Below are 11,829 nucleotides of genomic sequence, written 5' to 3'. Positions count from 1 at the left end.
TTGTTCTTTGGAGCGAATTTGACCTTTGAGGGTGATTTCGACAATTTTGTCGATTAGGGCTAGGTAGCGATCGCGCAATGAGGTAGATTCAGGCATAAGTTATTTTTAGTTAATAAGTTTTTATCGACAGCCATTGCAGCTTGCACAATTTCATGGTGCTATTTAATTTTACAGCTCCTCTGGATTAATGCCCATTGCTCTGAGGCGATCGGCTAATGGATTTGCCCGCTGACTTTCAAATTGGGCTCACTGCGTTTCCAATTGAGATCGCTGTCTTGCAAATTCTTCTGGAGTCAGAACTAAATTGCCCTTAACATCATACCAGCGCAGCTACAATCTCTGATGTTGCAAGAAAGAACCTTACCACAAGCCCAAACTCAACTTTATTTCCAGTATCCATAATCGAGAACGTGTTAACACGTGTTCGCGGTAAAGGTTGCCCACTAAGCGAACTACTTTCAATTAGTTGTTGTATTTGCTAAAAACAAATTAATAACGAATTTTCAAAATTATCTCGTAAATAGGCAACTTGGTCGGCGGTTGATTTGGTTCCGATTCGGTCAGGCTCAAATCTTCATCTTCCCTACCTAGTAACAGAAATTAAATGGCGATTAAACGACTTACTGTTTTGTACCAAATGACGTAAATTTCGCCCCAGTCTCTGTCTCGGCAAACTCTCAAAACATCGACAACTAAATACCAATCGGGTCTTTTGTACCAATTGGGAGGATTGGAGTCGTAGTAGAGATTTATATTGCTGACAGAGAATACGCGATCGGCTAGATAATTACGGAGAAAGCAACTATCTTAAAACTTTTGTGATTGCCAGGGTGATATTCGTCAGGCAAGCCGGGGAGATTCGAGCCTTCACTTGGTAGAGCGTACATCGTCAGCAGCACTTTTGTTTGCGTTGAGCGAATCTGTTATGTACATTGTTATACAATTATCCCTGCGAAATGTTAAAGAGATTCAGGCGGTATGGTAATTCTTACATTATAACGCGATGTGATTTGTTGTGGCAGGACGTCCCTATCCTTTGCACAGGAAATTTTTGGTAAATAACGATGATCGCCCACACCTTTTCTTAATAAATATTCTCATTTTGCTCTGACAATCGGTTTGATTTTTTTTTAAATAGCTATAACGTATTTTATTATGTAATGCAGGTAACATTTTTAAGTGCAATCGCTTAAATTTTTGAGTTTGATGGTGCCCCGAATTCGAGCGACCAAAAAAGATGACGACTGGCAATAACAACAGGTTGACATAGATGAGGTATTTGTAGTATGGTAGGTGGAGTCATTTATTGCACATCTGCCACCCAATATCTGCCACACAATTAGTTGTGGCTCTGCCGACTTTTTTGTGAGTACAGAAGCCGTTTTCGGTCAAGGCTTAGACGGCTACACCAGGACTCAATTAAGATTCTGTTAGTATGTTTACTGTTTACATCTACTGATTTTGAGGTAACAAAGAATGAAAGACTTAATAATGGGTTATGCAACAAACTGTAAATTCGATGATTTCTACAGGTTCGTTGTATCAACTCGTCAGCATTGTGATCCAGATAAAGTTGATATTGTTGTGTTTATTAATGCCTTAGGGGATGAGTTCGCAAAGGTAGCTCTAGAAAAAAATATCACCCTTATACCAATTGAAAATGTGTGGAAGTGGGTTACTAGCTCAAAAATCCTAAATCTCATCTATCACGCAAAGATGGTGGGACTGCAAGCTTTAATTAGACTAAGTTCAGGGTCTAACCGTACCTACTTAGAGGAGGATTATAGGAGTACGGTTGCCAATTGGATTCATCCACAAGCCGGTCGGTGGATTACTTACCATACATTTCTGAAGGTTAACTCCAGTTATCGAATGGTTATGACTTCTGATGTGCGTGATGTTGTCTTCCAAGCTTCTCCCTTCGATGACTTAGACTCTAGTATGCTTCACGTTTTTGAAGAAGCAGGTATTTATTTTGGAGCGCCCACTAAAGAAAATATAGATAGTGAATGGTTGAGTGCTGTTTATGGGAAAAAAACTCTTGAAGAAATGTTGGGAAAAGCTATACTCTGTTCAGGAACAGTATTAGGAGGAAACCATCTCATGATGCAATTGATGGAATTAATGATGTTGGAGGTTCAACGCCATCGTCGTACACCTCTCGATCAAGCAATGTTCAATAAGGTGATTAACTATGAGTTTCCCAGTAACCAAACGGTGAAACATAATTTGAAGAGTGGTGCCGTCCTCACACTGTGTGGAGATCATGAGAGATGTTGGGAGATTCAGGATGACAAAGTGATGGTTGACGATCGCCTTGTTCCTGTTATACATATGTACGATCGCAATTCTCGGACTAAGGAATTATTTCTGAGCAAGATTCCAAGTCCACAGAAGTAACCTGTAACCGGATTTGTTTAGGAATTATCTAACTGGCTTACCTTAATCGGACTCTGCGATTTTCTCAACTCTTGGTTTAAAACCCGTGAACGGTTACATCCGTGGTGTTCTAGTCGATGAAATTCTGTAATCGCTTCGGAACTTGAGTTAAACTTCCCCTCACGGGGAAGTTGAGCTTAAACAGGGAAACTTTAAGAACATTCCGCTTTCGTTTTTCTTTAACGCCTTGGTTTTACACTATAAATCCTGCCTTCTCTCAGATTTGGCGACGGCACACCATTCTTTAAATAACACCGATCGCCCTCAACTCCCGGCCTCACCAAAGTAAAAGCCTGACATTGTTCATCAAACACACGGATTTGTTGGCAAAGATCCGGGTCGAGTTGGCTAATGTACATATTGCTATAATCAGCGCCGATTCTGTCAGTATTTAACTCTAAATTCCACCTTGTCAACACCCACTAGCTGCGGCACAACAGTTTTAGCTTCTGCACCAATCATCCCCAAAGCAGAGGCTGCACTACTAGGCACATTTGGATAGGAGTCTTTAAGCAAAAGAATTAGCTGCGGCAGTGCAGTTTAAGCTTTTGCACGGATTTTATTCAAAGCAGAGGCTGCACTACTACGCACATTTACATGGGAGTCTTTAAGCAGGGAAATTAGCTGTGACTGTGCAGTTTTAGCTTCTGCACCGAAACTTCCCAAAGCAGAGGCTGCACTGCTACGCACTGTTACATCTGAGTCTTGAAGCAGGGGAATTAGCTGTGGCACAGCAGTTTTAGCTTCTGCACGCATCCTTGCCAAAGCATAGTCTGCACGGCTACGCACCTTTGCATCGGAGTCTTTCAGCAACAGAATTAGCTGCGGCAGTGCAGTTTTAGCTTCTGCACCCATCCTTGCCAAAGCATTGGCTGCACGGCTACGCACAGTTGCATCGGAGTCTTTCAGCAAGAGAATTAGGTGTGGCACAGCAGTTTTAGCTTCTGCACCCATCCTTCCCAAAGCATAGTCAGCACGGCTACGCACAGTTGCATCGGAGTCTTTCAGCAAGAGAATTAGCTGCGGCACAGCAATTTTAGGTTCTGCACCAATCGGCACATCTGAGTCTTTCAAGGTTTTGACAAAGGCAGGAATAGCAGGAAGACCGATTTGTCTTAGAACCTCAGCAGCACTCTGGCCGACTGACAAATTCTGATCCTGCAAAGCTTCCATCCAATCAGGGATGGCTGGTTCACCTATTTTTCGTAACAGCTTAATAGCTGGATCAAGTGCCGTTTCATCGTTACTCTTTAACTTCTCGGTGAGGGAGGCAATCTGTTTGGGATTACCTGTGGGTTCCTCCTTAATTCCAGCCGCAGCATTGCGAGTCAACACCAAAGACGATGTGAAAGATAGAAACGAGAGGGTAATTACGGCAGCTAATCTTTGTCGGTAGTGCTTCGTCATGGGCCAGAATCCTTGTATTTGATGAGCCGTCTCAGCCATTTGAATAATTGTGTATACATTCTCATCAAAATGTTTCAGGACTCCAGGCGATCTAAATTTGTGCTTGTCTGTGGTGAAATCGATCGCCCTAAATACTGCTTAAAAAGCGCCACTTTAAGAACATTCCGCCGTCTAAGGCATAATTATAGGAATCCTTGCAGGAGTCGTAATTTTTTTACCCCACCCCAACCCTCCCCGAACCCGCTCACTCGGGAGTAAGAAATTCACAAATGATGCGAGGATTGCTATAGATATCTTATATTCGTTCTATGATGTGTTTATGATTTCCGAACCCCTTACCCTCTCAACAAGCAATCCTGTTTTAGCAGCCAAAGGATTAACTCGTCGTTTTGGTGGTTTAATTGCTGTAAACAACGTATCTTTTACAGTTGAAAAACACGAAATCTTTGGATTAATCGGCCCTAACGGCGCGGGCAAGACAACTCTATTTAATCTAATAACTGGACTGATACCTGCTTCTAGCGGCAACCTGATTTATCAAAATGAAAATATTTCCCAATTGAAGCCTTATCAAATTGCTAATAAAGGTATTGCCAGAACTTTTCAAAATATCCGGTTGTTTGGGGAACTTTCTGCCCTAGAAAATGTGGCGATCGCCCGACACATCCACAGCCGATCGGGCAATCCAGTTTTATCGGTGCTGGCGGGGATTTTCGGCTTGCCAGCATCTAACGCAATGGAACGCAAAACCCAGCGAAAAGCCTTAGAATTGTTGGATTTAGTCGGATTGGGCGATCGCGCGGGCGAACAAGCCAAAAACTTGGCCTACGGCGACCAGAGGCGCTTAGAAATTGCCCGCGCTTTAGCCTTAGAACCGCAAATACTCTTGTTAGATGAACCTGCAGCAGGGATGAATCCCAGCGAAAAGCACAAATTAAGCGAATTTATCCGAGAAGTACGCCAACAATTCAATTTAACTGTAATATTGATCGAGCATCATGTACCGCTAGTTATGGGATTGTGCGATCGAATTGCCGTCTTGCATTTCGGTCAGCTTATTGCTTTGGGAGAACCTGCTGTTGTGAGGAATGACCCGGCGGTGATTGAGGCTTATTTGGGAGATGAAACGTAGAAATTGTAAATGTTTACCCGGCTCTGGCGGGGAACGAGTAAAATTAATAGTTAGCCTTAAATGAATCTTCCATCCCTCTTAAGAGGAGTTCAGCTATGAGCCAGGTTTCAAACCCTGGAGGACTGCTGGAAAAGAGACATTTTGGTAATCAAAAATCAAGTCACAAAAAATGCAACATAGCCCACCCCAAACAACCCAAAACATCCTCTTAGAACTCAAAAATGTTTCTGTAAGTTATGGGGGAATTCAAGCCATACAAAATATTAATCTCATGATTAATGCAGGCGAGGTTGTAAGTCTCATCGGCGCCAACGGTGCGGGCAAAAGTACCACATTGAGAGCTATTTCTAAAATAGTTAATTTGCGACAAGGACAAATTATTTATAGCGGGCGCGATATTAGCCGCCGCCAAGCTCACGAAGTTGTGAAATTGGGAATCGCCCACAGTCCAGAAGGGCGGCGGGTTTTGGCGCAGCAAACGGTGTTGACTAACTTGGAATTGGGGGCCTATATTCGATCGGACTCAGCGGCCGTAAAAGCCGATTTAGAGCGCCAATTTGAGATATTTCCGCGCCTAGCAGAAAGGCGCCGCCAGCTAGCAGGAACTCTCAGCGGCGGGGAACAGCAAATGCTGGCGATCGCCCGCGCTCTGATGAGTCGCCCGAAGCTGCTATTATTAGACGAGCCTAGTTTAGGCTTAGCACCTGCGATCGTCAAAGAAATTTTTGCAATTATTCAAAACCTCCGCTCCACGGGCGTTACAATCCTCTTAGTCGAACAAAACGCCAGTTTAGCACTGCAAATTGCCGATCGGGGTTACGTACTAGAAGCTGGTAATATTACTCTCACAGGTATAGGAGCGGATTTGCTAAACGACGAGCGAGTCAGGAGCGCATATTTAGGTTGACTTGGTTAATTTTTGGAATTTTGACCGCTTTCTTTGAAGCCGTCAAAGACGTTTTTGGCAAACAAAACCTCAAAAAAAGTGACGAATATGTCGTCGCTTGGTCTCTCTCATTTTTTTCAGTCATCTGTTTGCTTCCCTGGGTATTATATACAGGAATTCCGCCATTAAACTCTCAATTTTGGCTCGCCCTATTAATCGGAGGTAGCATCAACGCTGTCACAGCCCTCCTCTACATCAAAGCCATCAAATTATCAGATTTATCCCTGACACTACCACTGGTAGCTTTGACACCATTATTCATGTTGGTAACTTCACCGTTAATTGTCGGTGAATATCCCAAATTGTTTGATTATATTGGCATTTTACTAATCGTAGCAGGCTCTTATTTATTAAATATCAAAGAGAAATCTAAAGGATATTTAGCCCCATTCAAAGCACTGCTGGATGAACCCGGACCCAAATTGATGTTAATCGTCGCATTACTATGGAGTATTGCCGCAAATTTTGACAAAATAGGAGTTACAAATTCCCACCCTATTTTTTGGGTATTCTCTTTGTTTGGTACTATGAGTGTTTTGCTACTGCCAGTTTTATTGCACAAAACCCCAAATCCAGGGCGACAAATTCTCAAACAATTACCAATGCTAGCTGCTATGGGGTTTATCAATGCTACTGGAATAATTTTTCAAATGCAAGCTTTGACATTAACTTTCGTAGTGCGAGTGATCGCGATTAAGCGTACTAGCGTGTTAATGGGTGTATTGTTCGGTCATTTCATTTTTAAGGAAAAAGATATTCAAGAAAGATTATTAGGGGCGGGAATAATGATTTTGGGAGTTTTATTTATCAGTTTATAGGTTGAGATTTCCGGGACTTTGACACTCATTCTCCCCCCGAATGTAGGGGCGGTTCCCCCGTGTCCCCCCTCTCTCGGTTGGGCGGGAATGTCCGGGTTGGCAAACACGCCCTAGCCTTTATTTATGTATAAGTCATGTTATAGTAAGGGCGATCGCAGTTTCTCTCACTATTTATTAAGATAAAAAAAATTAATGCACAAAATAGCCGCCACACCCGGAGGTTGGAACCCTCAAGCAGAAGGAGTAATTTTTATTCAGCAAACCCCAGCACCAATAGTATTTATTAGTGCTGCTGACACCGACATTCAAACTCTCGCAGCCGCCGCCTCCAAAATGCCGGCAAAATTTCCCAAAGTGCGCGCAGTAAACCTGCTTCAGTTGCAGCAACAACTAACAATTGATACTTATGCCGAGGAAGTTTTAGAAAGCGCAGAGGTCATAATCTTAAGACTTTTAGGAGGGCGTTCTTATTGGTCTTACGGGTTAGAAATTCTGCGGGAAACTGTGCAAAAAACTAACGCATCACTGATTGTAATGCCGGGAGAAGACAGTCCAGATCCAGATTTAATCAGCCATTCCAATGTATCGCTGTCAGCAGTCAATCAACTGTGGCGCTATTTCACAGAAGGCGGAGTCCAAAACTTTGTTAATGCACTAAAATTTGCCGCCGATACTTGCCTGAAAACTGCTTATAATCCGCCCCTACCTCAAACAGTTTCCCGCCTCGGAATTTATGATTGGAAAAAGCAAATTGAATCGTCCCCAACTTGCGGACACGGGGACATTACTTCTAAATCTAAAGTCGGAATTTTATTTTATCGTGCTCATTATTTATCAGGAAACTTAGCACCAATTGATGCACTTTGTCAAGCTCTAGCAGATCGAAACTTAGTACCGGTTCCCGTCTTTGTGTCGTCTCTGCGGGAACCAGATTTGCAAATAGAATTACTGGAATATTTCCAGCCAAAAGAATCAGAACCCATTCAATTATTGCTAAACACCACAAGTTTTGCAGTCTCCGGTTTCAGCAGTCAAGAACCGGAACAAAACAGCTTAAAATCCTTAGACGTTCCCGTATTGCAAGCAATTTTCAGCGGTGGCGGTTTGGAACAGTGGGAAACGGAACTTCAGGGACTTTCGCCCCGCGATGTGGCGATGAATGTAGCATTGCCGGAAGTAGACGGAAAAATCATTACTAGGGCTGTTTCTTTTAAAGCCGTACAGACTTGGAACAGCGAATTAGAAACAGATGTAGTAGGCTATGTAGCAGCGGGCGATCGCATTTCATTTGTAGCAGATTTAACCGCGAATTGGGTGAAAATGAAACAAACCCCAGCCGCCAACAGACGCATCGCCATAATTCTAGCAAATTACCCCACCCGCAACGCCCGCTTAGCCAACGGTGTCGGCTTAGATACGCCCGCTAGCTGTGTCGAAATCCTCAAAGCTATGCAGGAAGCTGGGTATCAAATTGAAAACCTACCCGCTAGCGGCAACGAGTTAATTGAACTCCTGACTTCTGGCGTAACAAATGACCCGGAAGGACGCGAATTGCGCCCTGTTCATCAATCTTTGGATTTGACCGAATATGAAGAATATTTTGCTACTTTGCCGCAGGAAGTGCAAGATGGAATTTGTAAAAGATGGGGGGTTCCAGGAAGCTATGCACAAGATTTTATAACTAACAATACGTCTTTTCCGATTCCGGGGATTCAGTTCGGTAATGTATTTGTAGGAATTCAACCATCGCGGGGATACGAACTTGACCCCGCATTAAATTATCACGCCCCAGACTTAGAACCCACTCACAATTATCTAGCTTACTATTACTGGCTGCGAGAAAAGTTTGGAATTGACGCTATAATTCATGCCGGAAAACACGGCAATTTAGAATGGCTTCCCGGTAAAAGTATAGCATTGTCTAACAAATGTTATCCAGAAGTGGCATTAGGCGCGATGCCGAATTTTTATCCCTTCATTGTCAACGATCCGGGGGAAGGTTCCCAAGCAAAAAGACGATCGCAAGCTGTGATTATCGACCACCTGACGCCGCCGATGACTCGCGCCGAACTGTACGGGCCTTTGCAGCAGTTGGAAACCTTAATTGATGAGTATTGCGAAGCCCAAAGTTTAGATCCGTCCAGATTGCCGATGATTCGCGATCGCATTCTCGCCCTCACCAACAAAGAAAACTTAGATAAAGACTTAGGAATACAACTAAATAAATCGGAATTTACAGAATTTATCACCCGCACAGACGGCTATCTTTGCGAACTCAAAGAATCCCAAATCCGCGACGGATTGCACATTTTCGGTCAGTGTCCCGAAGGTAGACAGTTGAGAGATTTGATAATTGCGATCGCCCGCCATCCCACCAATGGGCGATCGGGCATAACCCGCGCCCTAGCAGAAGACTCAGGCTACGATTTCGACCCCTTAACCTGCGCTCCAACCTCGATAATTCAGCACCGCACCGCAGGCGATTTAACAGCAGAACTCGAAGAAAAAGCCGCAGAATTAGTAGATAACTTAATCGAAAACATCCGCGTACATCCGCGTACATCTGCGGTTAAAAATATCCAAATAGCAGAAGCAACCAAACAAGAATTAGACTGGATAAACAACTATATTTTACCTGCACTCCTCCAAACAAATCAAGAAATTACCAACCTTTTGCGCGGACTAGATGGGCGGCACATACCAAGCGGTGCATCCGGCGCACCCACTCGCGGCCGACCAGATGTATTGCCCACAGGTCGCAATTTTTACTCCGTAGATATCCGCGCAATTCCCACAGAAACCGCCTGGAGAGTTGGCAGAGTTGCTGCAGAAACTTTAATCGAAAGATACACCCAAGAAAACGGCGAATATCCGAAAACTTTGGGTTTGTCAGTGTGGGGAACATCCACCATGCGGACGGGGGGAGACGACATCGCCGAAGCCTTGGCGCTGATAGGAGTTCAACCAGTTTGGGATGGCCCTTCGCGCCGGGTTGTAGATTTTGAAATCTTGCCAGTTTCTGTTTTGGGCCGGCCGCGCGTTGATGTTACTTTGCGAATTTCTGGCTTTTTCCGCGATGCTTTTTTTAATTTAATTGATTTGTTTGACAGTGCGGTAAAAGCTGTGGCAGATTTAGATGAATCGGCAGAAAACAACCCTTTAGCCGCACAAGTTAAAGCCGAGATTATGTATTGGGAATCTACAGGTTTGAGTCAGGAAGAGGCGCAAGGGCGATCGCAATTTCGAGTCTTTGGCTCAAAACCCGGTGCTTACGGCGCAGGACTTCAAGGCATAATTGAAGCTCAAAACTGGACAGACGACAGCGATTTAGCAAAAGCTTACATTAATTGGAGCAGTTACGCCTATACCTCCTCTAGTTCCTCAAATTTGCCGGGAGATGTAGCAGGAGTTAAACAGAGTGAATGGGGATGTTCTGCACCCGAAGCATTTGAACAGCGCCTCGGCCAAATGCAAATAGTTCTGCAAAACCAAGACAACCGCGAACACGACATCCTCGACTCCGACGATTATTATCAATTCCAAGGGGGAATGACGGCCGCAATTCGCAATTTACAAGGCAAAAATCCTGAAACCTATTTCGGAGACAACTCGATTCCTGAAAATCCGAAAGTGCGGCAACTGCGAGAAGAAATTGCGCGGGTTTATCGCAGCAGGGCTGTGAATCCCAAATGGATAGAAGGTGCGATGCGCCACGGTTATAAAGGTGCTTTTGAAATTGCAGCAACTGTTGATTTTTTGTTTGCTTACGATGCTACGGCAAATTGTGTAGAGGATTTTATGTATGAAGGAATCGCAGAGGCTTACATTTTTGATGATAAAGTGCAGGCATTTATTCAAGAAAACAATCCTTGGGCACTGCGAGATATGGCGGAAAGATTGCTAGAAGCCCGCCAGCGGGGGTTGTGGCAGAGTGCGAAGCAGGATACATTGGATAAATTGAGGTCGATCGCCCTGCAAGTCGAAGCAGTCATCGAATCCCATACTGGTTTTTAGTGTGAACGGAGAAATGATAGAATATAGTTAATATGAGAGGAATCCATGTTGCGCGATCTCACCATCCAAAATTATCGCTGTTTTAGAGATTTTCATATCGACGATCTAGCTAGGGTTAATCTGATAGTCGGTCAGAATAATAGTGGTAAAACTACTTTTTTGGAAGCCATTTATTTATTAGTCCAACAACAGAGTATTCAAGCTTTGTTTGATGTACTAAATGGTCGTGGCGAAATGAGTAACATAAAAACTCAACTTGCATCGGGTCAAGCAGTAAACCGCAGCAAGTATCAATTTGAACATATTTTTTACGGACATCAACTAACCCCAGATCGAAGTATTTACATTCAATCCCAGAAAGAAGAACAACTCTCACTCAAAATCCAAGCAAACCCTACAAACCAACAAGAGGTAATTCCGGTAGCTGAAGAACTAGAAACAAGATTTTTAGCATGGGAATTAATTGCTTACTACAATCAAAATTCCCGAGTCAAAATTTCAGTGCTGCGCGATGCGACTATTGCTAATATTAGTAGTTTACTTTCGGTTCAATCAACAGAGATACATGATAACTCTTTGTCGCTGGTTGGAGCCAGCAAAGATAATTATAATTTAATCAAAACTACGGCAATAACTTTTAACAAAATGGCTGGGCTTTGGGATGCTATTACACTGACACCAAAAGAAGAAAGCGTAGTAGCAGCAATGCAAATCTTAGAACCAGATGTAGAACGTATTAGTTTTACCAGTAATCCCACTAATAACAGTGGTATTTTGATTAAAATGAGAGGACAGAATCACCCAATTCCTCTAGGCAGTATGGGAGATGGTATGCAACGAATTCTTAGTATAGCAATGGTAGCAGTCTCATCAGAAAATGGGTTTTTGTTGGTTGATGAAATTGATACAGGTCTTTACTATCAAACCCAAACTGATATGTGGCGATTGATATTTGAAACAGCACAGCGATTGAACCTTCAAGTCTTTGCAACTACCCACAGTTGGGATTGTATAGCCGCATTTCAAGAAGCCTTAGAACAGTCAGAAGATAGTTCTGTTGGGAAATTATTTCG

General features: G+C 43.4%; 9 protein-coding genes. 6 read left to right on the top strand and 3 right to left on the bottom strand.

Annotated features, from left to right (window positions below; translation table 11 throughout):
- Positions 1-1,476 precede the first annotated feature (1,476 nt).
- Positions 1,477-2,400, top strand: a complete 924-nt coding sequence (locus QUA38_RS23130) for a hypothetical protein (RefSeq protein ID WP_333165986.1) — start codon at positions 1,477-1,479, stop codon at positions 2,398-2,400.
- A gap of 218 nt (positions 2,401-2,618) precedes the next feature.
- On the opposite strand, the gene QUA38_RS29480 is transcribed toward QUA38_RS23130, so the two are convergent.
- Genes QUA38_RS29480 through QUA38_RS23120 form a run of 3 tightly spaced genes read right to left on the bottom strand, consistent with a single transcriptional unit; the run spans position 2,619 to position 3,846 of the window.
- Entirely contained in the window at positions 2,619-2,798 is a 180-nt protein-coding gene (locus QUA38_RS29480) for a hypothetical protein (RefSeq protein ID WP_445305093.1), read from the bottom strand.
- A 25-nt stretch (positions 2,799-2,823) separates the two neighbouring features.
- Positions 2,824-2,955: a hypothetical protein gene (locus tag QUA38_RS23125; RefSeq protein ID WP_333165984.1), complete on the bottom strand. Its 132-nt coding sequence runs from the start codon at positions 2,953-2,955 to the stop codon at positions 2,824-2,826.
- A gap of 24 nt (positions 2,956-2,979) precedes the next feature.
- Positions 2,980-3,846 carry a HEAT repeat domain-containing protein gene (locus tag QUA38_RS23120; RefSeq protein WP_333165982.1) on the bottom strand — a complete coding sequence of 289 codons (867 nt, stop codon included), beginning with the start codon at positions 3,844-3,846 and terminating at the stop codon, positions 2,980-2,982.
- A gap of 319 nt (positions 3,847-4,165) precedes the next feature.
- Here QUA38_RS23120 and QUA38_RS23115 point away from each other — a divergent pair, with 319 nt between their 5' ends.
- The 5 genes from QUA38_RS23115 to QUA38_RS23095 form a co-directional block, all read left to right on the top strand.
- Positions 4,166-4,978 carry an ABC transporter ATP-binding protein gene (locus QUA38_RS23115; RefSeq protein ID WP_333165980.1) on the top strand — a complete coding sequence of 271 codons (813 nt, stop codon included), beginning with the start codon at positions 4,166-4,168 and terminating at the stop codon, positions 4,976-4,978.
- A 169-nt stretch (positions 4,979-5,147) separates the two neighbouring features.
- Positions 5,148-5,885, top strand: coding sequence for an ABC transporter ATP-binding protein (locus tag QUA38_RS23110; protein WP_333165978.1), 738 nt, complete (start codon positions 5,148-5,150; stop codon positions 5,883-5,885).
- Positions 5,882-6,742 (top strand): EamA family transporter, encoded by an 861-nt coding sequence (locus QUA38_RS23105; protein WP_333165977.1) that lies wholly within the window; start codon positions 5,882-5,884, stop codon positions 6,740-6,742. Before QUA38_RS23110 ends, QUA38_RS23105 begins: the two co-directional genes overlap by 4 nt.
- A gap of 192 nt (positions 6,743-6,934) precedes the next feature.
- Positions 6,935-10,756: a cobaltochelatase subunit CobN gene (gene cobN / locus QUA38_RS23100; RefSeq protein WP_333165975.1), complete on the top strand. Its 3,822-nt coding sequence runs from the start codon at positions 6,935-6,937 to the stop codon at positions 10,754-10,756.
- A 45-nt stretch (positions 10,757-10,801) separates the two neighbouring features.
- Positions 10,802-11,829: AAA family ATPase (locus tag QUA38_RS23095; RefSeq protein ID WP_333165973.1), on the top strand; the 1,028-nt coding region annotated here is incomplete at its 3' end.

The organism is Microcoleus sp. Pol12B4, from assembly GCF_036701385.1.
Taxonomy (GTDB): domain Bacteria; phylum Cyanobacteriota; class Cyanobacteriia; order Cyanobacteriales; family Microcoleaceae; genus Microcoleus.
The sequence above is the reverse complement of the archived record's forward strand: the minus strand, read 5'-3'. Positions and strand labels throughout refer to the sequence as shown.

Bases quoted from the DNA above. Each gene is read 5' to 3' on its own strand.
- QUA38_RS23130 (WP_333165986.1), top strand. From the start codon at position 1,477: ATGAAAGACTTAATAATGGGTTATGCAACAAACTGTAAATTCGATGAT.
- QUA38_RS29480 (WP_445305093.1), bottom strand. From the start codon at position 2,798: ATGTACATTAGCCAACTCGACCCGGATCTTTGCCAACAAATCCGTGTG.
- QUA38_RS23120 (WP_333165982.1), bottom strand. From the start codon at position 3,846: ATGACGAAGCACTACCGACAAAGATTAGCTGCCGTAATTACCCTCTCG.
- QUA38_RS23115 (WP_333165980.1), top strand. From the start codon at position 4,166: ATGATTTCCGAACCCCTTACCCTCTCAACAAGCAATCCTGTTTTAGCA.
- QUA38_RS23110 (WP_333165978.1), top strand. From the start codon at position 5,148: ATGCAACATAGCCCACCCCAAACAACCCAAAACATCCTCTTAGAACTC.
- cobN (WP_333165975.1), top strand. From the start codon at position 6,935: ATGCACAAAATAGCCGCCACACCCGGAGGTTGGAACCCTCAAGCAGAA.